General features: G+C 69.2%; 27 protein-coding genes, 1 tRNA gene and 1 riboswitch. Of the genes, 13 read left to right on the top strand and 15 right to left on the bottom strand.

Translation table 11 applies throughout. The features are described 5' to 3' along the window. Nucleotides 1–41: 41 nt before the first annotated feature. Nucleotides 42–713 carry a response regulator transcription factor gene (locus GUY59_RS01825; protein ID WP_132328485.1) on the bottom strand — a complete coding sequence of 224 codons (672 nt, stop codon included), beginning with the start codon at nt 711–713 and terminating at the stop codon, nt 42–44. Nucleotides 714–838: 125 nt separating this feature from the next. Here GUY59_RS01825 and GUY59_RS01820 point away from each other — a divergent pair, with 125 nt between their 5' ends. Beyond that, nucleotides 839–1,291, top strand: a complete 453-nt coding sequence (locus tag GUY59_RS01820) for a hypothetical protein (protein WP_138201542.1) — start codon at nt 839–841, stop codon at nt 1,289–1,291. An 80-nt stretch (nt 1,292–1,371) separates the two neighbouring features. Here the strand turns inward: GUY59_RS01820 and GUY59_RS01815 are convergent, their stop codons facing one another. Then, nucleotides 1,372–1,872 (bottom strand): YtxH domain-containing protein, encoded by a 501-nt coding sequence (locus tag GUY59_RS01815; RefSeq protein WP_138201543.1) that lies wholly within the window; start codon nt 1,870–1,872, stop codon nt 1,372–1,374. Between the two features lie 159 nt (nt 1,873–2,031). Between GUY59_RS01815 and GUY59_RS01810 the strand changes: the two genes are divergently transcribed. Then, nucleotides 2,032–2,571 carry a peptidylprolyl isomerase gene (locus GUY59_RS01810; RefSeq protein ID WP_138201544.1) on the top strand — a complete coding sequence of 180 codons (540 nt, stop codon included), beginning with the start codon at nt 2,032–2,034 and terminating at the stop codon, nt 2,569–2,571. A 115-nt stretch (nt 2,572–2,686) separates the two neighbouring features. Next, complete coding sequence (locus tag GUY59_RS01805; protein ID WP_171055410.1) at nt 2,687–3,553, top strand: rhomboid family intramembrane serine protease; 867 nt, start codon at nt 2,687–2,689, stop codon at nt 3,551–3,553. A 35-nt stretch (nt 3,554–3,588) separates the two neighbouring features. Here GUY59_RS01805 and GUY59_RS01800 read toward each other — a convergent pair whose 3' ends face one another. Beyond that, nucleotides 3,589–3,834 (bottom strand): cell division protein CrgA, encoded by a 246-nt coding sequence (locus GUY59_RS01800; protein WP_132328477.1) that lies wholly within the window; start codon nt 3,832–3,834, stop codon nt 3,589–3,591. Nucleotides 3,835–3,991: 157 nt separating this feature from the next. Between GUY59_RS01800 and GUY59_RS01795 the strand changes: the two genes are divergently transcribed. Genes GUY59_RS01795 through GUY59_RS01790 form a run of 3 tightly spaced genes read left to right on the top strand, consistent with a single transcriptional unit; the run spans nt 3,992 to nt 5,338 of the window. Continuing rightward, entirely contained in the window at nt 3,992–4,609 is a 618-nt protein-coding gene (locus tag GUY59_RS01795; RefSeq protein WP_138201545.1) for a class E sortase, read from the top strand. A gap of 1 nt (nt 4,610) precedes the next feature. Next, the gene (locus GUY59_RS47245) at nt 4,611–4,769 is read left to right on the top strand and encodes a hypothetical protein (protein ID WP_165959400.1); all 159 of its coding nucleotides are present in this window, start codon (nt 4,611–4,613) and stop codon (nt 4,767–4,769) included. Further along, the gene (locus GUY59_RS01790) at nt 4,766–5,338 is read left to right on the top strand and encodes an anthranilate synthase component II (protein WP_138201546.1); all 573 of its coding nucleotides are present in this window, start codon (nt 4,766–4,768) and stop codon (nt 5,336–5,338) included. The genes GUY59_RS47245 and GUY59_RS01790 overlap by 4 nt, the downstream gene beginning before the upstream one ends. Before the next feature lie 138 nt (nt 5,339–5,476). On the opposite strand, the gene pknB is transcribed toward GUY59_RS01790, so the two are convergent. The 7 genes from pknB to GUY59_RS01755 form a co-directional block, all read right to left on the bottom strand. Beyond that, complete coding sequence (gene pknB / locus GUY59_RS01785; RefSeq protein ID WP_138201547.1) at nt 5,477–7,345, bottom strand: Stk1 family PASTA domain-containing Ser/Thr kinase; 1,869 nt, start codon at nt 7,343–7,345, stop codon at nt 5,477–5,479. An 83-nt stretch (nt 7,346–7,428) separates the two neighbouring features. Then, nucleotides 7,429–8,799 (bottom strand): protein kinase domain-containing protein, encoded by a 1,371-nt coding sequence (locus GUY59_RS01780; RefSeq protein WP_138201548.1) that lies wholly within the window; start codon nt 8,797–8,799, stop codon nt 7,429–7,431. 21 nt (nt 8,800–8,820) lie between these two features. Continuing rightward, complete coding sequence (locus GUY59_RS01775; RefSeq protein WP_138201549.1) at nt 8,821–10,281, bottom strand: peptidoglycan D,D-transpeptidase FtsI family protein; 1,461 nt, start codon at nt 10,279–10,281, stop codon at nt 8,821–8,823. After that, entirely contained in the window at nt 10,278–11,696 is a 1,419-nt protein-coding gene (locus GUY59_RS01770) for an FtsW/RodA/SpoVE family cell cycle protein (protein WP_171055411.1), read from the bottom strand. Before GUY59_RS01770 ends, GUY59_RS01775 begins: the two co-directional genes overlap by 4 nt. Continuing rightward, on the bottom strand, nt 11,697–12,995 hold the full coding sequence (locus GUY59_RS01765) for a Stp1/IreP family PP2C-type Ser/Thr phosphatase (RefSeq protein ID WP_138201550.1): 1,299 nt from the start codon (nt 12,993–12,995) through the stop codon (nt 11,697–11,699). Continuing rightward, nucleotides 12,992–13,462: an FHA domain-containing protein FhaB/FipA gene (locus GUY59_RS01760; protein WP_138201551.1), complete on the bottom strand. Its 471-nt coding sequence runs from the start codon at nt 13,460–13,462 to the stop codon at nt 12,992–12,994. The genes GUY59_RS01765 and GUY59_RS01760 overlap by 4 nt, the downstream gene beginning before the upstream one ends. A gap of 17 nt (nt 13,463–13,479) precedes the next feature. Further along, on the bottom strand, nt 13,480–14,220 hold the full coding sequence (locus GUY59_RS01755) for an FhaA domain-containing protein (protein WP_132328459.1): 741 nt from the start codon (nt 14,218–14,220) through the stop codon (nt 13,480–13,482). Between the two features lie 199 nt (nt 14,221–14,419). On the opposite strand from GUY59_RS01755, the gene GUY59_RS01750 reads away from it, so the two are divergent. Further along, nucleotides 14,420–14,502, top strand: a tRNA-Leu gene (locus GUY59_RS01750). A 454-nt stretch (nt 14,503–14,956) separates the two neighbouring features. Here GUY59_RS01750 and GUY59_RS01745 read toward each other — a convergent pair. Both GUY59_RS01745 and GUY59_RS01740 read right to left on the bottom strand, forming a co-directional pair. Further along, nucleotides 14,957–15,973 (bottom strand): hemolysin family protein, encoded by a 1,017-nt coding sequence (locus GUY59_RS01745; RefSeq protein WP_138201552.1) that lies wholly within the window; start codon nt 15,971–15,973, stop codon nt 14,957–14,959. Continuing rightward, the gene (locus GUY59_RS01740) at nt 15,970–17,316 is read right to left on the bottom strand and encodes a hemolysin family protein (RefSeq protein ID WP_138201553.1); all 1,347 of its coding nucleotides are present in this window, start codon (nt 17,314–17,316) and stop codon (nt 15,970–15,972) included. The genes GUY59_RS01745 and GUY59_RS01740 overlap by 4 nt, the downstream gene beginning before the upstream one ends. A gap of 288 nt (nt 17,317–17,604) precedes the next feature. On the opposite strand from GUY59_RS01740, the gene GUY59_RS01735 reads away from it, so the two are divergent. Further along, nucleotides 17,605–18,870 (top strand): LCP family protein, encoded by a 1,266-nt coding sequence (locus GUY59_RS01735; protein WP_252374970.1) that lies wholly within the window; start codon nt 17,605–17,607, stop codon nt 18,868–18,870. 5 nt (nt 18,871–18,875) lie between these two features. Here GUY59_RS01735 and GUY59_RS01730 read toward each other — a convergent pair whose 3' ends face one another. Continuing rightward, nucleotides 18,876–19,535 (bottom strand): GOLPH3/VPS74 family protein, encoded by a 660-nt coding sequence (locus GUY59_RS01730; RefSeq protein WP_138201554.1) that lies wholly within the window; start codon nt 19,533–19,535, stop codon nt 18,876–18,878. A 23-nt stretch (nt 19,536–19,558) separates the two neighbouring features. Here GUY59_RS01730 and GUY59_RS01725 point away from each other — a divergent pair, with 23 nt between their 5' ends. Both GUY59_RS01725 and GUY59_RS01720 read left to right on the top strand, forming a co-directional pair. Continuing rightward, a complete protein-coding gene (locus GUY59_RS01725; protein ID WP_138201555.1) occupies nt 19,559–20,164 on the top strand; it encodes a TenA family protein in 606 nt (201 codons plus the stop codon). Nucleotides 20,165–20,211: 47 nt separating this feature from the next. Further along, nucleotides 20,212–21,090, top strand: coding sequence for an Fpg/Nei family DNA glycosylase (locus GUY59_RS01720; RefSeq protein ID WP_132328449.1), 879 nt, complete (start codon nt 20,212–20,214; stop codon nt 21,088–21,090). Nucleotides 21,091–21,148: 58 nt separating this feature from the next. Here GUY59_RS01720 and GUY59_RS01715 read toward each other — a convergent pair whose 3' ends face one another. Next, nucleotides 21,149–22,627, bottom strand: coding sequence for an MFS transporter (locus GUY59_RS01715; RefSeq protein ID WP_138201556.1), 1,479 nt, complete (start codon nt 22,625–22,627; stop codon nt 21,149–21,151). Between the two features lie 75 nt (nt 22,628–22,702). On the opposite strand from GUY59_RS01715, the gene GUY59_RS01710 reads away from it, so the two are divergent. From GUY59_RS01710 to GUY59_RS01700, 3 genes are all read left to right on the top strand, one after another. After that, on the top strand, nt 22,703–23,137 hold the full coding sequence (locus GUY59_RS01710; RefSeq protein WP_138201557.1) for a winged helix-turn-helix transcriptional regulator: 435 nt from the start codon (nt 22,703–22,705) through the stop codon (nt 23,135–23,137). 44 nt (nt 23,138–23,181) lie between these two features. After that, nucleotides 23,182–23,505, top strand: coding sequence for a rhodanese-like domain-containing protein (locus GUY59_RS01705; protein WP_138201558.1), 324 nt, complete (start codon nt 23,182–23,184; stop codon nt 23,503–23,505). A 149-nt stretch (nt 23,506–23,654) separates the two neighbouring features. Next, a riboswitch (TPP riboswitch) is annotated at nt 23,655–23,767 on the top strand. Then, nucleotides 23,758–25,092 (top strand): purine-cytosine permease family protein, encoded by a 1,335-nt coding sequence (locus tag GUY59_RS01700; protein WP_138201559.1) that lies wholly within the window; start codon nt 23,758–23,760, stop codon nt 25,090–25,092. Its footprint overlaps the riboswitch before it by 10 nt. Here GUY59_RS01700 and GUY59_RS01695 read toward each other — a convergent pair. Beyond that, nucleotides 25,055–25,630, bottom strand: a complete 576-nt coding sequence (locus tag GUY59_RS01695; protein ID WP_132328439.1) for a methylated-DNA--[protein]-cysteine S-methyltransferase — start codon at nt 25,628–25,630, stop codon at nt 25,055–25,057. The two genes, GUY59_RS01700 and GUY59_RS01695, sit on opposite strands and share 38 nt — an antisense overlap. Between the last annotated feature and the right edge of the window lie 89 nt (nt 25,631–25,719).

The raw sequence follows: 25,719 nt of genomic DNA, 5'->3' as shown, positions 1-25,719 counted from the left end.
CCCTCGGAACGACGGCACCGGGATCGGGAGCCTCAGCCTTCTCATGCCGCCTCCAACCGGTATCCGGCCCCGCGTACCGTCATGAGTGTCGTCCGGCCGAACGGCACGTCGATCTTGCGGCGCAGAGCGCTGATGTAGACCTCGACGATGTTCGGGTCGCCGTCGTAGGTGAAGTCCCACGCCTGGGCCAGCAGTTCGCTCTTGGACACCACCTCGCCGGCCCGCCGCGCCAGCGCGTGCAGCACCGCGAACTCCTTCGGCGTCAAAGAGATCTCCGCCTCTCCCCGGTGGCAGCGCAGCCCGGCCGGGTCGATGACCAGGTCGCCCACGCTGATCGACACGGGCCGCTCCCGCCCGCCCCGCCGTACCAGCGCGCGCAGCCTGGCCAGCAGCACCACGTAGGAGAACGGCTTGGCGAGGTAGTCGTCGGCGCCGTTGTCGAGCGCCTCGGCCTCGTCGTAGATGCCGTCCTTGGCGGTGAGCATCATGATCGGCGTCCAGTCGCCCGCCTCGCGCAGCTTGGAGCAGACGGCGTAGCCGTTCATCCTGGGCAGCATCACGTCGAGCACGATCACGTCGTACGTGTTCTCGGTGGCCATCCAGAGCCCGTCGCGCCCGTCGTGCGCCACGTCCACCGCGAAGCCCTCACCGGCCAGGCCGCCCTTCACCAGGTCGGCCAGCCGCTCCTCGTCCTCCACCAGTAACACTCGCACAGGCACCAGAGTGCCGCAGTGCACCTAAAGCCAACCTGAAGATCGTTTCGGGTCCCTTCAGCATCGCTTCAGGTACACGCGAGCACTCTCGGATGCGTTCCATCGAACCTCGAGTGAGGAGAACCATGATCAAGCGACGTCTCGCGGTGCTCGCCGCGGTCGCCGGCCTGGCCGTCACGGGTCTGGCCGGCTCGGCCATGGCCGACGAGCCCTCCAGCTTCGCGGATCTCACCGCGGGCACCAAGGTGATCTGCAAGACGAGTGACGGCAAGACCATCGAGGTGGTCAGGGCCATGCCCGCCGAGGGCGCCAAGCCGACCGCCCCTGACCGCGCGACGGCCAGGGTCGAGCGGGCCAAGCCTGCCGAGGTGACGGCCCCGGTCAAGCCCGAGCACAGGGAGACGGTGGAGATTCAGGCACCTGCGAAGGGCGTGAAGCTTTCCGAGGGCGAGGCGCGCCGCGGCGTGCGCGCCGACGCCGACACGTGGAAGCCCGCCCTACCGGCCGACGGGATCATGGTCAGGGCCGGCGAGGGGCCGCACAAGACCGTCAAGATCGAGTGCAAGAAGGCCGAGTGACCAGGTCGCACCACTGACGGGGGAACCTCGCACAACGGAAGCGCGCCCCCTGTCGACAGGGGGCGCGCTTCCCAGCGAACTCAGGACATCTCGCGAGATGCCTCGTCCGCCTTGTCGGAGGCCTTCGCGGCCATCCGGTCCGCCGACTCCGCGGCTGTGCTCGCATTCTCATTGACCCAGCGTGACGCATCGCTAGCGGAGTCCTTCATGTGCTCGGTCCACTGCTGGGCGTTGCGGCGGTAGAACATGTAGCCGATCGACCCCACCGTAAGGCCGGTCAGCAGCATGAGCATCGGCCACCGCCGCGACCGTTCGGGCTTGGGATCGATCCTCCTGGCCGCCGTGGTCAGCATGTGGCTGACCTTGGGGGCGAGTTGTTCCTCGACACCGTGTGCCGCGGACTCCAGCCGCGGCGCCGCCCAGTAGCGGGCGTCCTCGATGCGCCGGGCGGTGACCACTTTGGCCTGGTCCGCCATCGGCGCCATACGGTGGCCGGTTCTTACGGCCTGGGCCTTCATCCGGCCCATCCACGTGGCGGGAACCTCCATGACCACGCGGCGTTTTCTCATTGTCAGGGACACGACAACCTCCCCTGTCGTTGGGTGCCCGAGCCTGACCTTCCCTGGACAAGAGGGCTCAATCATGGCCGTCCGTGGGAGGATGGCCCGGGCTGGGCCGTACGGCCTCAGCCCTGAGAACATGACAAACCGACCCTGTACATAGAGGGAGGCAGCTGTCTCGTGGCTGAGAAGCTGATCGCTAACCTGAACACCAATCACGGCACCGTCAAAATAGAGCTCTTTCCCAACAAGGCCCCGAAGACGGTGCGAAACTTCGTCGAGCTCGCGGAGGGCACGCGCGAGTGGACCCACCCGGGCACCGGCGAGAAGAGCACCGGCCGCTTCTACGACGGCACGATCTTCCACCGGGTGATCCCGGGCTTCATGATCCAGGGCGGTGACCCCCTGGGCCAGGGCGTCGGCGGCCCCGGCTACGACTTCGACGACGAGATCCACCCCGAGCTGCTCTTCGACCGCCCCTATCTGCTGGCCATGGCCAACGCGGGCATCCGCTTCGGCAAGGGCACCAACGGCTCGCAGTTCTTCGTCACGGTCCAGGCGCCGCTGCGGCACCTCAACGGCAAGCACACCATCTTCGGCGAGGTCGTCGAGGGCCGGGAGGTGGTCGACGCCATCGCGAAGACCCGCACCGACGGCAACGACCGCCCCGTGGAGGACGTCGTGCTGGAGTCGGTCACCATCGACCGCGTTCCTGCCTGACCTCCGCGCACCAGCACGCTCCGGCGCGTCGAGGCCGTCCGATCGGCGGCGGCCTCGCCGGAGCGCGGGCGCTCGCGGTCACGCGGCATCCCCGCGCAAGCCTTAGGCTTCGGTCATGACCAGCCAGCCGCCGAGCCCGCCCCCGCAGCCCGAGCAGCCCGCTGAGGCGGTGCCCACCTGCTACCGGCACCCCGACAAGGAGACCTGGGTACGCTGCCAGCGGTGCGAGCGTCCCATCTGCCCCGACTGCATGCGTGACGCGGCGGTCGGCTTCCAGTGCCCCGAATGCGTGGCCGAGGGCAACAAGGGCATCCGCCAGGCCAGATCCACCTTCGGCGGCGGCATCGTACGCACGCCGATCGTGACGTACACGATCCTGGTCGTCAACGTCGTGGTCTTCGGCGTGCAATACGTCGCCGGCGGCGCGATCACCGGTGAACTGGCCATGTGGCCCGCAGGCGTCGCCCTGCTCGACGAATATCACCGGCTGATCACCGCCGCGTTCGTGCACAGCGGCGTGTTCCACATCCTGTTCAACTGCTGGGCGCTCTATGTCATCGGCCCCTACCTGGAGCGCGCCTTCGGGCACGCACGCTTCGTCGCCATCTATCTGATCAGCGCGCTCGGCGGCTCGGCGCTCGGCCTCTGGGTCGACCCGATCAACCAGCCCACGGTCGGCGCGTCCGGAGCCATCTTCGGCCTGTTCGGAGCGGTGTTCGTGGTGGGCCGCAAGCTCAGCATGGACGTGCGCGGCATCGCCGTGCTCATCGTGATCAACCTGGTGATCACCTTCGTCTTTCCCAACATCAGCTGGACAGGACACATCGGCGGGCTGATCACGGGCGCGCTGCTGGCGGGGGCGCTGGCCTACGCCCCCAAGAACAACAGGACCCTGTGGCAGGTGCTGGCGATCGGCGGAGCGCTGATCCTGCTGGCGGTGCTCATAGTGGTCAGGGTGTCGGCCATCCTGGCCATGAGCTGAGCTTCCCCAGGCTGTGGAAAAGACTGTGGAAAGAACTAACGCCAGCGGGTGGAAAGCACCACACCGAAGATGATGAAAACAAACCCGATCAGCAGATTCCAGTTCTGGAGGTCGCCGATGAAGGGGGTCTGCGGCGCGACGTAATAAACGGCGATCCACAGGATGCCGACGATCCACGCCGTGACCATGGTGGGCGCCAGCCAGCGGGGGCTGACCTTGACCTGCTGGGACCTCTGCGGCGGGGTGTAAACCGCCTTCTTGCGAGCCTTCGACTTGGGCACTGGGTAACTCCTGCTGAGGGCCTGGGCTTCCGGATCGTCCACAGGCCTTTCGGTAAGCGTAGTTCAAGCGCGGTAGTGCGAGCGTGCCAAGGATAGTCGCCACGCGCATGACATGGCGATCCCCGGAGCCCGCATCGTCCAGGAATACCCTGATCGCATGCGGGCCATGCTCCGGGCCGTGGGGGAGACGAGCATCACCGCGGGCCTCATCCTCATGCTGTTCTGCGCCTACCTCCTCTGGGGCACCGGCGCCTACACCCAGCAGCAGCAACTGCTGCTCCAGAGCGAGCTGGCGGCCGACAGGGCGGCACGGGAGCGCCTGAGTGCGGTCAGGCCCGGCGAGGCCCTCGCCGTGCTGCGCATCCCCGCGCTGGGCCGCGACTACGAGTACGCCATCGTCGAGGGCGTCGGCACCGCCCACCTGAAACGCGGCCCTGGCCACTACCCCGACAGCGCCCTTCCCGGCCAGGTCGGCAACTTCGTGTTGTCGGGACACCGCACGACGTACGCGGCCCCCTTCAACGAGATCGACGAGCTCGAACGCGACGACGAGATCGTCGTGGAGACCCGCGAAGCCCGCTACACCTACCGCGTCACCTCCCAGGACATCGTGCGGCCCGACGAGGTGGACGTGCTCGCCCCCGTGCCCGGCAAACCCGGCATCCGCCCCGTACGCGCCTTCATCACCCTGACCACGTGCCACCCCGAGTACTCGGCCGCCGAGCGCCTCATCGTGTACGGCGTGCTCAAGGAGAGCGAACCTCGAGAGGAGTGACATGTACGCCTGGCTCTGGCGCAAGCTGCCCGGCACCACGCGCACCAGGGTGCTGACGGCCCTGGCGCTGGTCGCCGCGGCCGTGGCCGTACTCTGGTGGGTGGTGTTCCCGCTCTTCGAGCCCGTGGTGACGCTGGACGAGGTGACCGTCAGGAAATGATCCGTGTGCTGGTGGTGGACAACCACGACAGCTTCGTCCACACCATCGTTCAATACCTGCGCGAGCTGGGGGCCGACTGCGACGTGCGGTCGCGTGACGACGTGGCCGTGAGCGACGCCGACGGCTTCGACGGCGTGCTCGTCAGCCCCGGGCCCGGCACGCCAGAGGCGGCTGGTGTGAGCGTCCCTCTGGTCCGCCACGCGGTCGTGCGCAAGCTGCCGCTGCTCGGCGTCTGCCTCGGCCACCAGGCCATCGCCATCGCCCACGGCGCCACCGTGGCCCGCGCTCCCGACCTCTTCCACGGGCAGACCAGCGCCGTCGTCCACGACGGCGAGGGCGTGTTCGAGACGCTGCCCTCTCCCGTGCGGATGACCCGCTACCACTCGCTCGCCGTGCTGCCCGGCACGGTGCCCGACGTGCTCGACGTGACCGCCCGCACCCGCGACGGCGTCATCATGGGCCTGCGCCACCGCCGGGCGCCCGTCGAAGGCATCCAGTTCCATCCCGAGTCCGTGTTGTCGGAGCACGGCCACCGGCTGCTCGGCAATTGGCTGCGCCGGATCGTGTAACAAACCTCTCCCGCCGGACGACAGACAAGTGAGCGTCCCCGCCGTTGCCCCCGAGCGGCGGGGGCGTTTCTGTGTCCGCGCGACAAGACGAAGGGCCGCCCACCCCGAGGGGATGGACGGCCCTGTCACGTGCGAGCCTCAGCCGAGGCCGCCGTCGCCGATCGGGTTGTCGTCGGCCGGCGGCTCGTCCTCCGTCGGGAAATCTTCCGTCGGTTCCTCGTCCGTCGGGAAGTCGTCCGTCGGGAACTCATCGCTCGGCGGCGGCTCCGTGGCGGTGTCGCCGGGACCGGTGGACACCACGATCGTGATCGTCGTGTCCTGCGGCAGCTTGGTGCCCTCGCCGGGGTTCTGCTGGATGACCGTGCCCGCGGGCTGCTCGTTGGGCTGCTCGGAGACCTTGACCCTGAACCCGGAGCTCTTGATCTGGGAACTCGCGTCCTCCTGGGTGAGCCCGATCACGCTGGGCACCTCGGCCAGTTCCTTCGGCACGAAGAGGGTGACGGTGCCGCCCTTCTCCAGCGACTCGCCCGCCTTCGGCCTGGTGTCGATGACCGTGCCCTGCTCCTTGGCGGAGTTTCTGGCCTTGACCGTGCCGCGCAGCCCCGCCGACTCCAGGGCCGCCATGGCGTCCGCCTGCGGCATGCCGATGAGGTTGGCCGGCACCTTGACCCGCTCGGTGCCCTTCGACACGAACAGCTTGACGCTGGCGCCCTTGTCGACCTTGGTGCCGGCGGGGGGCTCCGTCTCGATCACGGTGCCCTTCTCGACGTCGGAGCTGAACTCCTGCGTCACCTGGACGCTGAGCCCCAGGCGCTTGAGCTGTTGCTCGGCGTACGTGCCCTTCTGCGTGGTCAGCTCGGGGATCGCGATCTGCGTGTCGGCCGGTGTGTCCTTGGAGCCGAACACCAGGTAGCCGGCCGTGATGAACCCACCGATGATCAGCAGCGGGATGATGATCCACATCGCGGTCTTGACCGCGTTGCCGCCACCGCCGCCGGCAGCCCTGCGCCGGCCGCCCCGGCCGCCGCCGTCGCCCTCGTCATATTCGTAGGGCGGGATCGCGCCGCTGCGCTGCGTGGCCGGCCCGCCGGATGTCTGGGGCGCGGTCATCATGCGCGTGCCCTGGCCGTAGTCGCCGGTCATCGCCATCGTCTGGGCGTCGACCGGCATGCCGGACATCGCCCGCTGGATGTCGGCCCGCATCTCGCCCGCGCTCTGGTAGCGGTGCGCCGGATCCTTCGCCATGGCCTTCAGCACGATGGCGTCGGCCCACGGGGGGATCTCACGGTCGATCTGGGAGGGCGGGATCGGCTCCTCGCGCACGTGCTGGTAGGCGATCGCGACAGGGGAGTCGCCGGTGAACGGCGGCTGGCCCGTCAGCAGCTCGTAGAGCACGCAGCCGGTGGAGTAGATGTCGCTGCGGGCATCGACCCGCTCGCCCCGCGCCTGCTCGGGCGAGAGGTATTGGGCCGTGCCGATCACCTGCGCGGTCTGCGTCATGGTGGCGGCGGAGTCGGCCATGGCCCGCGCGATGCCGAAGTCCATCACCTTGACGTCGCCGGCCCGCGTGATCATCACGTTGGCCGGCTTGATGTCGCGGTGCACGATGCCGCCGCGGTGGCTGTAGTCGAGGGCCCTGAGGATGCCGTCGACCAGCTCGACCGCGCGCTCCGGCAGCAACCGCCGATCCTGGCGCAGCAGGTCGCGCAGCGTCCGGCCGTCGACGTATTCCATCACGATGTACGGCACGGGGGTGCCGTCGGTGACGTCTTCGCCGGTGTCGTAGACGGCGACCACGGCAGGGTGGTTGAGTGAGGCCGCAGACTGCGCCTCGCGGCGGAACCGGGCCTGGAACGTGTGGTCGCGAGCCAGGTCAGACCGGAGCGTTTTGATCGCGACTATGCGGTCCAGCCGGATGTCTCGGGCGCGATACACCTCGGCCATGCCGCCGCGCCCGACGACACCGTCGAGCTCGTAACGACCTCCGAGTAGCCGAGGCTGAGTCATTTCCTGCACTGTCCCTTACCGTTCATCTTGGGTACCGGCCTGCTCGGGGGGCCGCCGGTGTCCATCATCGACCCCATTGCGCGTCACGTCTGCTCCTTGGGTGGGTTTGTCTCACCCGGGTCCGGCGAGGCGGTGGGTGTCGGGGTAGTCGGTGTGGTGGTGGGCGTAGGGGTCGGTGTGGGCGTAGGGGTCCGCGTCGTCCGTGTGGGTGTCGGTCTTGGCGTCGGCTTCTTGCTGGGTGTTGCCGACTTGCTTACCGTAGCCGACCGAGAGGGTATAGGCCGCTGCGACTTCACCGGAAGCGCCGGAGGCCGCTTGGTGCGCTTCTTCTTCGTGGGTGCGGTCCGCTGGGGCGTCAGCGGCGGCGACTCGCTCGGCTCGGCCACCTCGGGCGTCGGCGGGGGCGGCTGGCGGTTGGCGAAGGTGACGGCGCTGAGCCCGACCGCGGCCACGCAGCCCGCCGTGGCCACCACGGCCAGCGTCCGCGCGCCCTTGCGGCGCCTGCGGGCCGGCGGGCCGTGCGGCTCGGTGGCCGGGGCGATGCGGTCGGTCGCCTGCTGGTCCTCCGGCGACGACTCGGGCGACGACTCGCGTACGCGGAAGCCGCCCGGGTCGGTGAGCATGCTGAGGTCGGCGCCGGACCGAGCGCCGGCCAGCGACTCGCGCAGCACGTGGGCCCGGTCGGCCAGTTCGAGCGCCGTGGCCGGGCGCTGCCCCGGCTCCTTCGCCAGCAGCGCCATGACCAGCTCGCGCACCTGCGACGGGACGTCCACGCCGAGCGGCGGTGGCGGCTCGTTGAGGTGCTGCAGGGCGATCGCCACCTGGGTGTCGCCGCGGAACGGCGTGCGCCCCGCCAGGCACTCGTAGGCCACCACGCCGAGGGAGTAGAGGTCGGTGGAGGGCGTGAGCGGGAAACCCTGCGCCTGCTCGGGGCTGACGTACTGGGCCGTGCCCAGCACCGTGCCCGTCTGCGTCACCGGCGCCGCCTCCAGGGCCCGCGCGATGCCGAAGTCGGTCACCTTGATGGTGCCCTCGGGCGTGACCAGCAGGTTGCCCGGCTTGATGTCGCGGTGGATGATCCCGGAGGAGTGGGCGGCGTGCAGGGCCCTGGCCGTCTGGTGCACGACGTCGAGCGCCACCTCGGCCCCGAGCGCGCCGTTGCGCGCCAGGATGGCCGACAGCGGCTCGCCCTGCACCAGCTCCATCACCAGATAGGCGAGGTCGTTCTCCTCGCCGTAGTCGAAGATCTGCGCCACCCCGGGATCGGCCAGCGCCGCGGTGAGCCTCGCCTCGTTGCGGAAACGCTCGCGGAAGGTGGGGTCCGCGTGGATGTGGCTGCGCAGGACCTTCACCGCCACCTCGCGCCCGAGCAACTCGTCACGGGCACGCCAGACCTCTCCCATACCGCCGGTGGCGATGCGGGAGATCAGGAGGTAGCGGTTACGGAGCCGCATGGTCCAGCAGGTTACCGTCACTCACTTGTTCAGCACCGCCTCCATCACGGCCTTGCCGATCGGCGCGGCGGTACCGCCGCCCGTCGCCTCCGCGCCGACGTTGGCCGCACCCGACTCGACGATGACCGCCAGGGCCACCTTCGGGTCCTCGGCCGGGGCGAAGGAGATGAACCAGGCGTGCGGAGGCTGGCCGCCGGCCGTCTCCGCGGTGCCCGTCTTGCCCGCCACTTGGACGCCGGGCACCTGCGCCCGGTTGGCGGTGCCGTTGCTGACGACGCTCACCATCATGTCGCGCAGCTTGGCCGCCGTCTCGGTGCTGACCGCCTCGCTCAGCTCTTCCTGCTCGGCGTCTTCGATCGAGTCGCCCTTGGAGTCGGTGACTTTTTTCACGAGGTACGGCTTCATCACCGTGCCCTCGTTGGCGATGCCCGCGGAGATCATGGCCATCTGCAGCGGCGTCATCTGGTTGCTGCGCTGCCCGATGGAGGCCATCGCGACGGCGGCCGCGTCCTCACGCGGGCCGAAGTCGCTCTTGGCCACGCTCATCGGGACCGCGAGCTGCTCGCCCATGCCGAACTTGACCGACTGTTCCTGCACCTTGTCGTAGCCCAGCTCGATGCCCATCTTGCCGAACGGCGTGTTGCACGAGCGCTCCAGCGCGAACACCAGCGTGACCTGTCCGCTGCCGCAGGCGGCGCCGCCGTAGTTGGGCAGGCTGATGTTCGTGTTGGGCAGCGGGAGCCGCTGCGGCGCCTCGACCGTGGTCTGCGGCCCCCGCGAGGTGTCGTCCTCGAGGTAGGCCGCCATGGTCACGACCTTGAACGTCGATCCAGGCGGATAAGTGCGGTCGATCGTGCGGTTGAGCAGCGGCTGGTTCTGCTGCTTGGCCAGCTCGTCGTAGCGGGGGAAGACCTTGGTCTTGTCGGTCAGCGACAGCTCGGCGGGGTCGTAGGTCGGCAGCGAGACCATCGCGAGGATCGCGCCCGTCCTCGGCTCGAGCGCGACGACGGCGCCGCGCTTGCCGCTCTCGCGCAGCGCGTCGTAGGCGGCCTTCTGCACCTTGGGGTCGATCGTGACCTCGACGTTGGCGCCCCTGGTGGGCTCGCCGGTGAACAGGTCGATGCTCCGCCTCAGCAGCAGGCCGCTGCTGGAGCCGTCGAGCAGTTCGTTCTGGGTGCTCTCGATGGCGCTGGCGCTCTCCGGCGAGAAGAAGCCGGTGATGTGCGCGTAGAGCTTGCCCTTGGGGTATTTCCTGATGAACTTGAACCGATCGCTGTCGGTCTCGACGGACTGCGCGATCACCTCGCCACCGGCGGTGATGCGGCCCCGCTCGACGGCGTAACGGTCGTAGAAGTTACGGGTGTTACGGGCGTCGGTGCTCAGGCCCTCCGCCTTCACGGCCTGCAGGTAGTTCACGTTGAGCATGAGCAGCGCGAACATGGCCAGGCAGGCCACGGCCGTGCGCTTGAGCGTGCTGTTCATCGCTGGAACACCTGCGTCATTCCTTCGTTCTGGATCGCCTGGGGCGGAGGCTTCCGCGCCGCATCCGACATGCGTACCAATAGCGCGATAAGGATCCAGTTAGCCAGCAGTGCCGAGCCACCCTGCGACATGAACGGAGTCACCAGGCCCGTCAGGGGAATCAGGTTGGTCACACCGCCCACGATGATGAACACCTGCCAGGCCAGGATGAACGACAGGCCGCCCGCCAGCAACTTCGAAAACGGGTCACGCGCCGCCAGCGAGGTGCGTAGCCCCCGCTGCACCACCAGGGCGTAGAGCATGAGCAGCGCCATCAGGCCGGTCAGGCCGAGCTCCTCGCCCGTGGCGGCGACGATGAAGTCGGAGAACGACAGCGGAATCAGCTCGGGATGGCCCTGACCCAGGCCGGTGCCCAGGATGCCGCCCGCACCGAACCCGAACAGGCTCTGCATGATCTGGAAGCTCTTGCCGCACATCGCGTCGCTCGGCGGATCCGTCTGGCAGACGGGGTCGTTGCCGTAGTAGATCGGGTTGGTCGGATCGAGCCACGCGTCGAAGCGGGCGCCGACATGGTCGAAGACCTGACCGGCGAGAAAGGCGCCGCCGACGAAGAGCAGGACGCCGATCAGCACCCACGAGGTGCGCCGGGTCGCGATGTAGATCATCGCGATGAACGTGCCGAACAACAGCAGCGATGTGCCCAGGTCCTTCTCGAAGACCAGGACGAGCAGGCTGAGCACCCAGGTGGCGAGAACCGGACCGAGGTCTCTCGCCCTCGGCAGGTCGATGAAGAGCAGCCGCCGCCCGGCCAGGGCCAGCACGTCGCGCTTGGCCACCAGGTAGCCGGCGAAGAAGACGACCAGCGCCAGCTTGGCGAACTCGCCCGGCTGGATGGAGAACCCGCCGATGCGGATCCAGATCTTGGCGCCCTGAACTTCGCTCAGCGAACCGGGCAGCACCGCCGGGATCGCGAGCAGCACCAGGCCGACCGCGCCCGCGGTGTAGGTCAGGCGCTGGAGCATGCGGTGGTCACGCAGCACGATCAGGGTGGCCGAGAACATCACGACGCCCAGGCCCGTCCACATGATCTGGCTGGTCGACGACGCGCCGCCCATTCCGGCGGACTCCAGCCGGTAGATCGTCGCCAGGCCCAGGCCGTTGATCACCGTCACCAGCGGCAGGATCAGCGGGTCGGCCCACGGCGCGAACTTGGCCAGCACCCCGTAGGCGGCCAGCATCAGAGCACCCAGACCCAGACCGTACGTCAGCATGCCCGCCGGGATCCGGCCATCGACCGCCAGGCCCACGTTGGCGTACGCGCCCATGACGATCACGACCGCGAGAGCGAGCATGACGAGCTGGGCCCCGCGGCGCTTGGCCGGCATCGGGACCGGTTCGGCGGCGACCTCGCTCATCTATTGCTGCTGTTTCGTCTTGGTCGCGCTCGCGGTGGGCGTAGGCGACTGGCTGGCGGACGGGGACGTTTCGCTCTGCTTGTCCTCGGAGAACTTCAACGCGTTGATCCTCGTGATGCCTTCGTCGACGGTGGTGACGGGGAAGGTGCTCTTGATGAGCTCCTGATCCGCCTCCGACAGCCGGGAGAGCTGCCGGCCAGTGGGCCTGGAGACCTCGAAGAGCTGGAACGGGCCCACCTCGACCTTGATCCCCTGGAACACGACCACCTCGTCGCCCCTCGCGCCGACGAAGAACTGGTCCTGGGTCCACTGATATCCAAAGTAACCGCCGACGCCGACGGCGAGCGTGCCGATGCCGAGCACGGTGACCAGCACGGGCCACAGACGACGACGGCCCGACCGCCGGGACGCCTGCGCCACCGGCTCGTCGAAGCCGTCATCATCGGCGATCACCGGCTGGGGTGCGGTCACCGCCCCGGCTCGCCCCGGCGGCTCGGCGTCCTCCGAGCCGCCGCGCAGCCGGTTCATGCCCGCGGCGCCCACGACGGCGGCGTCGCCCGGCACCTGCTGCCCTTCGGTGATGTCGAGCACGTCGGCCAGCACGCACGTGATGTTGTCGGGCCCGCCACCCCTGTTCGCCAGGTCGATGAGCTGGCGAACGACCTCTTCAGGGTCGTCGATGTTGGTGAGCGTGGCGTGCAGCGTCTCCGCGCTCACCACCCCCGACAGGCCGTCGGAACACAGAAGGTAGCGGTCGCCCACCTGCGCCTCGCGGAGCGTGAGGTCGGGATCGACCTCGCCACTGCCGTCGAGCGCGCGCAGCAGGATCGACCGCTGCGGGTGCGTGGCCGCCTCCTCCGGCGTGATGCGCCCGTCGTCGACGAGCTGCTGGACCAGCGTGTGGTCATGGGTGATCTGGTAGAGCTCCCCGCGTCTGAGCAGGTAGGCGCGCGAGTCGCCGACATGCACCAGGGCGACCTGGGTGCCGTGCCAGAGCATGGCCGTGAGAGTCGTGCCCATGCCTTTGAGGCTGGGATCCCGCCCCACCATCTCGTGCAGCTTGCGGTTGGCGTCGCGTACGGCTGCCTCGATGGCGTTGAGCAGGTCACCCCCCTGTTGAGCCTCTTCCAGAGAGGCCATGGCGTCGATGGCGACTGAGCTCGCCACCTCGCCGTGTGCGTGCCCGCCCATGCCGTCGGCGACGGCGAGCAGGCGGCCGCTAGCGTACGCCGAGTCCTCGTTCCCTTCGCGGAGGAGGCCGACGTCCGAGCGGGCGGCGTAGCGGAGTGCGATGGTCATTTGCGCAATTCAATGACTGTCTTGCCGACGCGGATCGGAACACCGAGCGGCACCGGGGTCGGGCGGGTGACTTTCGAGCGGTCGAGATACGTGCCGTTCGTCGAACCGAGATCTTCCACGATCCACTGACCGTCCTGAGGGAAGAGCCGGGCATGCCGGCTGGATGCGTAGTCGTCGCTGACTACCAGCGTGGCGTCATTCGCCCGGCCAATGGTGATGGGCGTCTCCGTGAGGTTAATGGTGGTGCCTTGCAGGGGGCCACCGGTAACGACGAGCTGGCGTGGCTCACCCTTCTTGTTCTTGGGTTTGGCCACGGGTTTGGCGGGTTTCGCGCCTTTGCGTGGGCCTGCGGGAGCCGTGCGTGAACCGAACAAGTCAGTCCGGATCACGCCGACTGCGGCAATGACGAAAAACCACAGCACCGCCAGGAAGGCGAGCCGGATCAGCAGCAGCGTGAGCTCGGACATGGACCGTCTGTCTACCCCTAATCGCGCCGGAACACCAGAGTCGTGCGCCCCAACGTCACTCGCGTGCCGTTCTGGAGCTCGATCCTGCGTACCGGCTGGCCATTGACAAAAGTGCCGTTCGTCGACCCGAGATCGACGAGAGCCACGAGCTGGCCCTCGACACGCAACTCCGCGTGATGACGCGAAACGCCCGGATCGACCAGGCGAAGATCGCAGTCGGTGCCCCTGCCGAGCAAGGTCACCGGAGTGGTGAGCTCGTAGGAACGGTCGCCCTGCGGGTCGTCCTGGGTGGAGACGAGCAGCCTGGGCCGCCCCTGGAACGCGTGCGGCCGCGACGGAGGCAGGTCGCTCGCCGGCTGGCGGATCTCGTCCTGCTCGACCGTGGCGCCGCGGATGACGCCCGATCTGATGCGGAACAGCCCGACAGCCAGGTCGCCCGCTGTCTCGAAACGCACCCGGACCGGTCCCACGAAGGAGTAGCCCTGCTCCTTTGCGTACTCCCTGGCGAGGTTGGCCAGTTCGTGACTGATGCTGTCGGCGTAGACCTCAAGCCGCTCGCTGTCGGTCGTGGACAGCTCAACCACGAAGTCGTTGGGCACGAGCGTGCGACCTTGGGCGACGATCGCCGCACGCTCATCCATCTCCCGCTGAACCGCGCTGGCGACCTCGACCGGCTGAAGGTCAGATTTGAACGCCCGCGCAAAGGCTCCCTCAACCAAGCCTTCGAGCCTTCGCTCGAAGCGCTGAAGGACTCCCACCGGGTACCTCCCTTCCTCCGTGCATATGATCGCGGCCCCCAGACGCTCGTGGCGCCCGGTTCCCGCTCGTTCCACTTCACGGCGTCCCTGGCGCTCGTCAGCTGTCGCGCCCAGCTCCTCCGCTCCCGTGTCTTATGCGATCGTATCCGGGTTCAGTACCAGTGGCTGTTACGTGCTACTGTTCTTTCCGCACCCACAAGGGCGGGTGGCGGAACGGCAGACGCGCACGGTTCAGGTCCGTGTGTCCGAAAGGACGTGAGGGTTCAAATCCCTCCTCGCCCACTCGTTGACAGGGGATCCTCGGTCGCAAGCCTTTCAGGCGTTGCTCCCTCGGGTCCCCTCGTCGTGTCCGCCGGGGGATAACCCCCGGACCCCCAGGCAGGACGCTGGCGCTCCCGGGGTGCCCCCGGGCCCCTTCACAACCATGTTGTGGCTGGTGACCAGTTTTTTCTTGTCATGGTGGTGGCCGGGTCCACCTGGTGGTGGTGGCCGGGTTCACCCTGCCGGGTGCATGCCCTCACGTCGTGGTTCCTCCCGGCCGCAGGCCGGGAGTTGGTGTGGGGTGGTTCCTGGGTTCTTTTGTGCAGACCCACATTGGCGAAGCTTGTTGCGGATCGCAAGGGCCGGGGTCTTCCTTTTCAAGAAACTGTCTGATGGGCGCCTGTCGGACTGTACGTCCTGGTGGTTGCAAGACGCTTTCTGGTGGCTTGCGGTTGGTGTGTGTTTTAGTTCACAGTTACGCAGCTTTGGTTCTGGTGTCCAGAAGTTCGCCCACCAGGTCCGTGAGGGTCACCATTCCGATGACCGCGTCCTGCTGGTCCGTGACGAGGGCGAGATGGGCCCTGGCCTCCTGGAGCGCCGTCACCGCCTCGGGGATCTGGGTGGTCGAGCGGAGCCTGGGCACCTCCCTGGCCAGCTCGCGTGCGGTCTTCCCCGGGTTGAGCAGGGCGTCCCTGGCGTGCAGGGCGCCTTGGACGCCTGACTCGTTCTCCACCAGGAGGCGCAGGTGGTTCGTGGCCGTCGCCGTTCGCTTGATCTGGGCGCTGTCCGCCGTGGGCGGCACCTTCGCCGCCTGGGCGATCCGGGTCATCAGGCGTTCGATGCCCTCGTCGTCGAGGCGCAGGGCGCGGGTCAGGAGGTCGTGTTCCTCCCTGTCGAGCAGGCCCATGCGGCCCGACTCGCCCACCAGCATGGCGAGCTGGCGCGGGGTTCTGGTCGTCGCCAGCTCGTCCCTCGGCTTGACGCCGAAGAGGCGGAGTATGACGTTCGTCAGGCCGTTGAGCGCCGACAGCAGCGGGCGCATCAGCCACGTGAAGCCGCGGAACGGCAGGGTCAGCAGGAGCGCCGCGCGCTCCGGGTGGGTCAGCGCCCACGACTTGGGGGCCATCTCGCCGATGACCATGTGCAGGAACGTCACCAGGGCCAGGGAGATCGTCAGGGCGATCGGCAGGCGCAGGCCCTCGGGCACGCCGGCCATGGCGAAGACGGGCTCCAGATAGTGCTCGATCGCCGGCTCGGTCACCTGGCCCAGGCCCAGCGTGCACAGGGTGATGCCCAGCTGGGCGCCGGCCAGCATGAGGGAGAGCTGGCGGCCGCCGCGCACCGCCGACTTGGCGGTGATCCTGACCAGGCGGTTGCCGCCCGCCGCCATCTCCTCCAGGCGGTGGCGGCGCGAGGAGACGAAGGCGAACTCGGCGGCCACGAACAGCGCGTTGAAGGCCAGCAGCGCCAGGCTCAGAATGATCATGCTCATCGGGCGGCCTCCGCGTGTCGCACCGGTGCCAGGCGCACCCATTCGGGCACCCGGCGGTTGAGTGATATGACCGTGAGCTCCGCCAGGTGCTTTTCGACGTCCTCGGCGAACGGGTCGGAGTCAGGCTTGACCGGTACGGTCACCGAGTCGCCCTGGTCGGGCATCCTGCCCAGTCTCGCGAGCACGAGCCCGGCGAGCGTGTCGTAGTCGTCGCTCTCCGGCAGGGCCACGCCGGTGGCCCGCTCGACCTCGTCGAGCCTGAGGCTGCCCGGCACCTCCCAGACGCCGCCCGGGTGTTCGAGGGCGCCGACGGGCTCGGGGTCGTTCTCGTCGACGAGCTCGCCGACCAACTCCTCGGCCAGGTCCTCGACGGTGATGACGCCGGCCAGGCCGCCGTACTCGTCGATGACGCAGGCGATGTCGTCCTTGGCCACCCGCATCCGCTCCAGCACGGCGGGCAGCGGCACAGAGGCCGGCACCAGCAGCGCGGGCCGGGTGATCGTGGAGACCGGGCCCTCCTCCTGGCCTGAGGCGAGCAGTTCGCGCACGCCCGTCACGCCGACGACGTCGCCGTCCTCGGCCAGCACCGGGTAGCGGGAGTGGCCGCACGCGCGCATGGCGTCGAGCATGTCGGAGATGGGCTGTGAGGCGCGCAGCACGACCACGCGGGGCCGCGGGACCATGATCTCCTCCGCGTTGCGGTCGCCGAACTCCAGCGCGCGTTCGAGCAGCTCCGACAACTTCGGAGGCAGCTCGCCCGCCTGGGTGGACTCGGCGATGATGCGCGAGAGCTCCTCCGGCGTGACGCCGTGCTCGACCTCCTCCACGGGTTCGATCCCGAGCCGCCGGAGCAGCCCGGTGGCGGCCGAGTCGAACAACCGGACCACCGGCCCCACCACCGCGAGATAGGCGAGCGTCGAGCGGGCCAGGAACTTGGCGACCGCCTCCGGCCTGGCGATGCCGAGGTTCTTCGGCGCCAGCTCGCCGAGCACCATCTGCACCACGGTCGCCACGAACACGCCCGTGGCCACGGAGACGCCGGTGATCATGCCGTCGGGAAGCCCCCAGCCGGCCAGCCAAGGGCGTACGATCACGGCGATCGCGGGTTCGGCCAGGAATCCGACCAGCAGCGCGGTGACCGTGATGCCGAGCTGCGCGCCTGAGAGCATGAAGGACAGGCGGGAGGTCACCTGGAGGGCCCGCTCGGCGGCGGCGTCGCCGGCGGAGGCCTGTTCGCGCAGAATGCCGCGGTCGGCGGCGACGAAAGCGAACTCCTGGGCGACGAAATAGCCGGTCGCCGCCGTGAGGAGGAAGAGGGCCAGCAGCCCGAGATAAGTACTCACCGCAGTGAGCCTTCAGAGGAACCCGTGCACGAGCACGGGCAAAGACTCCACGAGTCCGGAGCGGACACGGTCATCCCTTCGATAGAGGTCGTCCATAACCGTAACGACGTCGATGGGTTCTATGTTTCCTGGGCCTGCGCCGGGACGGGCCTCCAGTTTGGCGACTGCCCGGCCGCACCGTTACGGTCGGCTGGTTCTGTGTAGTTTTCCGTGGGAAATCCTTGACCGAACGCCTTCACTGCCGGGGGTTGGACGTAGCGTCTATGTACGAAGCGAAGGGAAGGCGAAGTGTCTGAGGACGACCGTACGCGGGCCATGCGCTCGCCGGGCGACGGCCGCCCGCTGCCACCGCGGCCCAACGACGTCCCGCGCTCAGGCGGCGCCCCCGCGCACCGGTTCCCGGCGGGAGGGTCGGGCGCGCCGACGCACAAGCTTCCGGCGGCCTCCCAGTTCCCGGAGCCGCCGCCCGGCCCGCCCGGAGCCGAGCCCCGCCCCTCCGGCGGGCGCGTCTACGGCAGGCAGCGCTCCGGCGGCGGGGGCGGTCCCATCAGGCCGCTGAGGTCGAGGGGCGAGCAGCCGCCGCGGGGACCTCGCAGGAAACTCTCCGGCAGAACGATCGTGAAGATCATCGCCGGGTTCCTGGCCGTGCTGCTCGTGGCGGCCGTGGGCCTGTTCTTCTGGATCGACTCGCGGTTGGCGGGCATCGACGACGTGCTCACCGACTACGAGGAGCGCCCCGCCGACGGTCCCGGCACCAACTGGCTGCTCGTCGGCTCCGACAGCCGTAAAGGGTTGTCGAAGGCCCAGCGCAGGAAGCTGGCCACCGGGCGTGCGGTCGGGCAGCGTACGGACTCGATGATGTTGCTGCACATCCCCGACACCGGCGACAGGCCGACGCTGGTCAGCCTGCCGCGTGACCTGGCGGTCACCATCTACCGCAAGCAGCGCGACAAGCTCAACGCCGCTTACAACGGCGGGCCGCAGCTGCTGGCCCGCACCATCGAGACGGTCACGGACCTGCGCGTCGACCACTACATGGAGATCGGGTTCGCCGGCTTCGTCGACATCGTGGACGCTGTGGGCGGGGTCGAGATGAACGTGACGGCCGCCGTGAACGACCCCAAGGCGGGGCTCAAGCTCAAGAAGGGCAAGCAGGTGCTCGACGGCGCCCAGGCCCTGGGGTACGTACGCACCCGCAAGGGCGGCGCGCTGCCCGACTACGAGCGCACCAAGCGGCAGCGCCAGTTCCTCGCGGCGGTCGTCAAGAAGGCGGCCAGCCCGGGGGTGCTCATCAACCCGTTCACGTCGATCCCGCTGGCGATGAGCGCCACGGACGCGGTGACGGTCGACTCGGGCACCGGCGCTTTCGACCTGCTCTCGCTGGGGCTCGCCATGGGCGACAACCCGGTGACGACGGTCGTGCCGTTCGGCGGCAACGAGACCCTCCCCAACGGCGGCGTGGCCGTCAAGTCGGACAGGCAGAAGGCGTTGGCGCTGTTCAACGCGTTGAAGGAGGACAAGCCCGTGCCGAAGAGCGTGATCGACGCCCGCTGATCCCGTCAGCCGCCGCTACTGCTGCTGGCGGCTGCGGTGGTCGCGGCGCTGATGGCGGCCATTGTGGCCGCGTTGATGGCGGCGATGGTCTTGGCGACGGCGTCGGCCGTCCACGCGCCCTCCGAGATCTCCTTGATCCGCCGCTTGTCCGCTTCGGGGAAGACCTTGCGGTCGAGCTTGGCCGCGTGCGTGATCGCGATCAGCACCGCCGTACGCGCGTCGGGGGTGGCGCCCTTGAGCACGGCACCCGCCCGCTCGCGTACGTCGGCCTCGACGCCGGGGTGCGCCTCCGGCCAGCGGGTGACGGGGAAGATGCCGAGGGCCCTGCTGCGCTCCTCGGTCAGTACGCCCGACTCGGCGAGGTTGGTCAGCAGGCGGTTGCGCAGCTTGCTCGTCTTCAGCCGCTGCACCCACCAGGCGGGCTTCCTGGCCTTGGTCTCGGAGGCGATGCGGCTCAGCGTGGCGTCCAGCTCCGCGTCGCCGAGGGGGCTCGGGTCGGTGACGGTCACCTTCTTGTCCGACAGCTCCAGCCGCCCGGCCACGGCCAGCTCGGCGAGGAGCGCGCCGGCGAGCGCGGAGTCGAGTCGCGTGGAGTCGATGAGCGGGGTGCCCTTGTCGTCCCGGTAGGCCAGCAGGAGGAACTCTTCGGCGATCGTCACAGTCATGTTTCGACACTAACCTCCCCTTTATGAGCTTGTCCGAGAAGTTGCACGCCATCGGCCGTCCCTTGCTGCAGGCGCAGCTCGACCATCCCACCGTGGTCGGCATCGGCCGCGGTGACCTGGCGGAACCGGTGTTCAGGTCGTGGCTGGAGCAGGACTACCTGTTCCTGCTGGACTACGTACGGGTGTTCTCGCGGCTTGCCTGGCAGGCGCCCGACGCGCATCTGGGCGACCTGGTGGACCTGGCGCATGCGACGTACCACGACGAGCTGAACCTGCACAGGTCGTTGTCGGCGGAGTTCGGGGCCGATCTGGGGAGTGCGGTGAAAGGGCCGGCGTGTGCGGCGTACACGGGGTTCCTGCTGGAGTCGGCGGCGTCGTACGGGGAAGGGCTGGCGGCGCTTTATCCGTGTATGTGGGGCTACTCGACGCTCGGCCGGATCTTGGCCGAGAATCCGCCCAGTGAGCCGAGATATCGGGCCTGGGTGGACACGTACGCCGATCCCGGGTTCGCCGCGCTCACCGTACGCATCGCCGAGATGATCGACGATGCCGATCCCGACCCGTCGCGGGCGGAGGCGAAGTTCACCGAGGGCATGGCGCACGAGCTGGCCTTCTGGAGCGTGCCGTAGCGTCCACAGGCTGTGGACGGCGCGGCGCGGGACCGTACCCTGGTGACATGCCGGAACTTCCCGAAGTGGAGTCTCTCACCCACTTCCTGCGCGAGCGGGCGGTGGGGCGCACGATCCTGGGGGTCGACGTGGTCGGCTTCCAGGCGCTCAAGACGTTCGACCCGCCGGCCACGGCGCTCGGCGGGTTGACCATCACCGGCGTGGCGAGGCACGGCAAGTTCCTCGACCTCGACTGCGACGGCCTGCACCTGGTCATCCACCTGGCCAGGGCGGGATGGCTGCGTTGGCGCGACGACCTGTCGGGCGCGAAGCCCGTCCGTCCGGGGAAGGGGCCGCTCGCGGTGCGGGTGCGGCTGACGCCCGACGACGAGGGCCAGGCGCCCGGCTTCGAACTGACGGAGGCGGGCACCCAGAAGCGGCTCGCCGTCTATGTCACAAGAAATCCGGACGAGGTGCCCGGCATCGCCGCGCTCGGCCCCGACCCCCTCGACCCGTCGTTCACGGTCGCCGCGCTCAAGCGCATCGTGGGCGGCAACCGCACCCAGATCAAGGGCCTGTTGCGCGACCAGAAGATCATCGCCGGCATCGGCAACGCCTATTCCGACGAGGTGCTGCACGCGGCCAGGATGTCGCCGTTCAAGATCGCCGCGACGCTCACGGACACACAGATCGCCGACCTGCACGAAGCCATCGTCACCACACTCGGCGAGGCGGTCGAGCGGGCGCACGGGCTGGCCGCGAAGGACCTCAAGGCGGAGAAGAAGTCGGGGCTGCGCGTGCACAACCGGGCGGGGCAGCCGTGCGACGTCTGCGGCGACACGATCCGCGAGGTGTCGTTCGCCGACTCGTCCCTGCAGTACTGCCCGACCTGCCAGACCGGCGGCAAGCCCCTCGCCGACAGGAGGCTTTCTCGTCTTCTGAAGTGATTCCTGTTCCTACGGCACAGCCGACGTCACCGCACGCGCCGATGTCGGCTGGCGCCTGTCATGGCCGGTCGTGAAGGCTCACGGGCTGCTCGCCGTGACGAGCGTCGTCTTGGCCGTGTTCCGTGGTTTTCACCTGGCCCGCGTTTCCGGGTGTGCCGCCGGGCCGTCTGGACATGAGGGCCGTTGCCGCGATGGCGCTTGCCAGGAGGGCGGTCGTCACGGGGACCGTCAGGGCCGTGCGGAGGGCGGCCATTCCGGCTACCTGCGTGGTCGCGTCGCCGAGGGCGGCCACGTTGACGGCCGTGACCATCGACACGCCGAGTGCGGCGCCGAACTGGAACGACGAGTTGATCAGCCCGCCGGCCAGTCCCTGTTCCGCGGACGCGATCCCGTCCGTGGCCGTGATCATGAGCGGGCCGTAGGCGAAGGCGAACATCAGGGCGAGCAGCGCCATCGACGGCACCATCGCGGCGTAGGTCCAGTCCAGCCCGGCGCCGAGGAAGAGCGCGTACGCCAGCAGACCCGCCAGCAGGCCGCCGAGGATGACCTTGGCGTTGCCGTACCGGTTGACCAGCCGGGGGGTGAGCGTCGGGGCGATCACCACGTCGGCGGCGGCCACCAGCAGGGCGAGCCCCGTCTGCATGGGTGACCAGCCGCGCAGTTCCTGCAGATAGAGGGTGACGAGGAACTGGAAGCCGAAGAACGAGGCCGTGAGCAGCACGGCCGTCACGTTGGCGCGGACCAGCGCGGCCGACCTGAAGATGCGGAGGCGGACCAGAGGGTGCGGGGAGCGGCGCTCGATGGCCGCGAACGCCGCCAGCAGCCCCGCGGCCACGGCGAAGACCGCGAGCGTCAGCGGCAGGCCCTCGGCGGGGTGCTCAAGGCGTACCACGCCGTAGACCAGCAACATCATCGCGCCCGTCACGCTCGCCGCGCCCGCGAGGTCGAACCCGCCCGCCGGGCGCTCGCCGGCGGGCGGCTCCTTGATCAGTACGATCGCGGTGAGCAGGATCGCCAGCGACATCAGGACCGGCGCGAAGAAGACCCAGCGCCAGCCGAACTCGGTGAGCACTCCGCCGAACACCAGGCCGAGCGCGAAGCCGGCGGCGCCGGTGCTCCCGTAGATGATCAGGGCGCGGTTGCGGTCGCGGCCCTCGGGGAAGCTCGTGGTGATCAGCGACAACCCCGCGGGCGTCATGAACCCGGCGGCCACCCCGGTGACGAACCTCGCCAGCAGCAGCACCCAGCCGTCGTTCGCCACCCCGCCGAGGCCGGAGAAGGCCAGGAACACCCCCAGCCAGAGCAGGAACATGCGCCGCCGGCCCAGCAGGTCGGCCGCCCGGCCGCCGAGCAGCATGAAGCCGCCGTAGCCGAGCACGTAGGCGCTCACCACGCCGCTGAGCATGCCCGTGGACACCCCGAGGTCGGCCCGGATGGCGGGGAGGGCGACGTTCAGCATGGCGACGTCGATGCCTTCGAGAAAGATGGCCCCGCACAGAACAATCAGTACGCCCCACCTGCGAGCAGGGACAGGCATGACAACCCCCGGTTACTCAAATGCATGTCGGTTCCTTGTTGTAACCGTCCACATCATTGGCCATCATGGGATGTCATGGAAGAAGGCACTTCCGAATCACTCGGTTACTCCGCGGGCACCGTGGCCGACGACGACTATGACGTGCGCCTGTGGGACACCCGTGAGGACTGCGACGTGCGCCAGATCCTCGACCGCATCGCCGACAAGTGGTCGCTGCTGGTCATCGCCATGCTCGACTGCGAGAGCATGCGTTTCACCCAGCTCCGCCGCGAGATCGACGGCGTCAGCCAGCGCATGCTGAGCGTCACCCTGCGCCAGCTCGAACGCGACGGCCTGGTCAGCCGCACGGTTCACCCCGTCGTGCCGCCGAGGGTCGACTACGCGCTGACGCCGCTCGGCCGTACGCTGCACGAGACCATCAAGCCCCTGGTCACCTGGACCGAGGCGCACCAGGAGGAGATCGCCCGCGCACGCGCCGCGTACGCCCGTGCTCATGGCCCCACTCCGTGAGGCGGGCCGGTCGCCGGCCGCCGTCGCCGCGAGATGATGGGGTCATGACCGTTCCAGAGATCGAGCCGAGCGACATTCCCGCGGACGCCTACCTCCTCGACGTCCGCGAGCAGGACGAATGGCGGGCGGGCCACGCCCGTGAGGCGGTGCACATCCCGATGACCCAGATCCAGGGCCGGGTCGACGAGGTGCCGGGCGACCGGACGATCTATGTCGTCTGCCGGGTCGGCGGCCGGTCGCTGCAGGTGGCGGCCTGGCTCAACCAGCTCGGGCGCGAAGCGGTCAACGTCGGGGGCGGCATGCAGTCGTGGGAGGCGGCCGGGCGTCCGCTGGTCAGCGAGACGGGGGAGCAGCCCTTCGTGGCCTGAGCCGAACACCCTGGCGTCCCCGAGCAGGCCGAAGGGCCACCCACGTGTGCCATGGGTGGCCCTGCCTGTGGCTCCCGGGCTGGCCGAACTCGGAGAGATGAGGCATCATGGGGCCCGCGGAACTGGGACATTCCTGCTCCGCAGGCAACAAATCGATCCGCGGGAGCTTGAGGCAATCAGGCTGAGAGGGCGACTACGGCTGTCGCCGACCGCATGAACCTGTCCGGGTAATGCCGGCGTAGGGAGTGTGCGATGTCGCATGTGGCCGACGAAGTTCCGCTGACCCTCGACGGGCAGCCCCCCAAGACCCTGGGCGTGCTCGACCAGGGCGCGCTCTGGGCCAACCTCGGTGTCAGCCTCCTCGGCTTCTCAGGGGCGCTGCTCCTGCTCGACCCGACCGGCGACGCGCCGCTCAGCCTGGCCGCCGCGCTGGTGGCGACGGTGGTCGGCAGCCTCGTCGGCACGGCCATGGTCGGTCTCTCCGCCATCCCCGGCACCCGTACGGGCCAGCCCGCGATGGTGCTGCTGCGCGGCCTGTTCGGGGCCAGGATCTCGTACGCGCCCACGGTGCTGAACATCGTGCAGATGCTCGGCTGGGGCGCCTTCGAGCTGTGGGTGATCGCCAAGGCCGCCAGCGCGATCTTCGACGGCGTGGCGTACCCCGTGTGGGTGGTGGTGGCGGGCGTGCTGACCACCGCGCTCACGATCTGGCCGCTGGGCGCGATCCGGCTGCTGCGGCGGTACGTCACCGTCGGCGTGATCGTGTCGATGATCTGGTTCACCTGGCATTTCCTGTCCGAGACGCCCGCCCCCGCCGGCGGGTCGTGGACCGGGTTCGCCCCGGCCGTCGACTACGTGATCGCGCTGTCGGTGTCCTGGGTGCCGCTGGCCGCCGACTTCGCCCGGCACTCCCGCTCCGCGCGGGCGGCGTTCACCGGGATCGTCGGCGGCTACACGATCGCCCAGGTGGCCTGCCTCGGGCTCGGCGTCTACGCCGTGGCCATCGCCGGCGCCGCCGCCGTGAACGCCGACAACACGGCCGTGTTCGACCCGTTCGTGGCCGCCCCGCTGGGCGCGCTGTTCTTCGGCATCCTGGTGCTGCGCGAGACCGACCAGTCGTTCGCGAACGTCTACTCCACCACCATGTCGCTGCAGAACCTGATGCCGCGCGTGGACCGGCGGATCATCTCGACCGCCATCGGCGTGTTCACCGTCGTGATCGCCCTCGTCGTGGACGTCACCTCGTACGGCGCGTTCCTGGGGGTGATCGGGGCGGTGTTCGTCCCGATGTTCGCGGTGCTGGCCGTCGACTATTTCGCCTTCGGCGGCGGCGACCGCTGGAACACGGGCGAGAACGCCCCCTCGCGCTGGTCGATGCTGGTGCCGTGGGCGCTCGGCTTCGCCGCCTACTGGCTGACCACCTCGACGCCCACGATCGCCGCGTGGGACGGGGTCTGGGCCTCCGCCCGCGACGCCATCGGCTTCACCCGGCAACCGTGGATGAACGGCGCACTCGGCGCGGCGGTGGTGGCGGCCCTCGTGACCGCCGTCATCGGCGTGTCGCGGAGGCGCGCTGCTCGACGTTGAGCAGGTGCTGCTTGGCGCTCGCGCCACCCGCGTAGTCGCCGAGCGCGCCGTCCTCGCGCACCACCCGGTGGCAGGGCACGATCACGCAGACGGGGTTGGAGGCCAGCGCGTTGCCGATCGCGCGCAACGCGCGCGGCCTGCCGATGCTCTGGCCGATCTGCTCCAGCGTCGTGGTCGTGCCGTAGGGGACCGCCATGGTCTTCTGCAGCACCGAACGGGCGAACGTGGTGGCCAGCGCCCAGTCGACCGGCGTGGCGAACGCGCGCAGCCGGCCCGAGAAGTAGGCGTCGAGCTCTCTGCGCACCGGGTCGAGCCGCCGCGCGTCGTTGCCGATGAACGTGCCCACATGCCGGCTGACCAACTCGAAGACGTCGTTCTCGCTCTCGAAGCTGCAGGCCGCGATGCCCTTGCCCGTCACGGCCAGCACCAGCCTGCCCACGGCGCCGTCGTAGGTGCCGAACGCGATGTCGGGAGGCGTCTCGCCGCGGTAGGTGCTGGAGGTCACCCGCAACAGGGCATCGAGATCACCGCTCGCCATTCGCCCTCACCCTCCACACCCGCCGAGAATCGCCGTGACCGCAGCGTATCGGACGGATCGCCCGACGCACCTACCTAGCCACGTGCACT

Origin of the sequence: Nonomuraea sp. K271, from assembly GCF_009908215.1 — a bacterium.
Taxonomy (GTDB): Bacteria; Actinomycetota; Actinomycetes; order Streptosporangiales; family Streptosporangiaceae; genus Nonomuraea; species Nonomuraea longispora.
This window is presented reverse-complemented; position numbering and strand designations above follow the sequence as displayed.

Bases quoted from the DNA above. Each gene is read 5' to 3' on its own strand.
- GUY59_RS01820 (WP_138201542.1), top strand. From the start codon at position 839: ATGATCAAGCGACGTCTCGCGGTGCTCGCCGCGGTCGCCGGCCTGGCC.
- pknB (WP_138201547.1), bottom strand. From the start codon at position 7,345: ATGACTCAGCCTCGGCTACTCGGAGGTCGTTACGAGCTCGACGGTGTC.
- GUY59_RS01710 (WP_138201557.1), top strand. From the start codon at position 22,703: ATGGAAGAAGGCACTTCCGAATCACTCGGTTACTCCGCGGGCACCGTG.
- GUY59_RS47245 (WP_165959400.1), top strand. From the start codon at position 4,611: ATGTACGCCTGGCTCTGGCGCAAGCTGCCCGGCACCACGCGCACCAGG.
- GUY59_RS01765 (WP_138201550.1), bottom strand. From the start codon at position 12,995: ATGACCATCGCACTCCGCTACGCCGCCCGCTCGGACGTCGGCCTCCTC.
- GUY59_RS01745 (WP_138201552.1), bottom strand. From the start codon at position 15,973: ATGAGCATGATCATTCTGAGCCTGGCGCTGCTGGCCTTCAACGCGCTG.
- GUY59_RS01695 (WP_132328439.1), bottom strand. From the start codon at position 25,630: ATGGCGAGCGGTGATCTCGATGCCCTGTTGCGGGTGACCTCCAGCACC.
- GUY59_RS01700 (WP_138201559.1), top strand. From the start codon at position 23,758: ATGTCGCATGTGGCCGACGAAGTTCCGCTGACCCTCGACGGGCAGCCC.
- GUY59_RS01805 (WP_171055410.1), top strand. From the start codon at position 2,687: ATGACCAGCCAGCCGCCGAGCCCGCCCCCGCAGCCCGAGCAGCCCGCT.
- GUY59_RS01715 (WP_138201556.1), bottom strand. From the start codon at position 22,627: ATGCCTGTCCCTGCTCGCAGGTGGGGCGTACTGATTGTTCTGTGCGGG.
- GUY59_RS01760 (WP_138201551.1), bottom strand. From the start codon at position 13,462: ATGTCCGAGCTCACGCTGCTGCTGATCCGGCTCGCCTTCCTGGCGGTG.
- GUY59_RS01730 (WP_138201554.1), bottom strand. From the start codon at position 19,535: ATGACTGTGACGATCGCCGAAGAGTTCCTCCTGCTGGCCTACCGGGAC.
- GUY59_RS01790 (WP_138201546.1), top strand. From the start codon at position 4,766: ATGATCCGTGTGCTGGTGGTGGACAACCACGACAGCTTCGTCCACACC.
- GUY59_RS01770 (WP_171055411.1), bottom strand. From the start codon at position 11,696: ATGAGCGAGGTCGCCGCCGAACCGGTCCCGATGCCGGCCAAGCGCCGC.
- GUY59_RS01705 (WP_138201558.1), top strand. From the start codon at position 23,182: ATGACCGTTCCAGAGATCGAGCCGAGCGACATTCCCGCGGACGCCTAC.
- GUY59_RS01725 (WP_138201555.1), top strand. From the start codon at position 19,559: ATGAGCTTGTCCGAGAAGTTGCACGCCATCGGCCGTCCCTTGCTGCAG.
- GUY59_RS01775 (WP_138201549.1), bottom strand. From the start codon at position 10,281: ATGAACAGCACGCTCAAGCGCACGGCCGTGGCCTGCCTGGCCATGTTC.
- GUY59_RS01795 (WP_138201545.1), top strand. From the start codon at position 3,992: ATGCGGGCCATGCTCCGGGCCGTGGGGGAGACGAGCATCACCGCGGGC.
- GUY59_RS01720 (WP_132328449.1), top strand. From the start codon at position 20,212: ATGCCGGAACTTCCCGAAGTGGAGTCTCTCACCCACTTCCTGCGCGAG.
- GUY59_RS01780 (WP_138201548.1), bottom strand. From the start codon at position 8,799: ATGCGGCTCCGTAACCGCTACCTCCTGATCTCCCGCATCGCCACCGGC.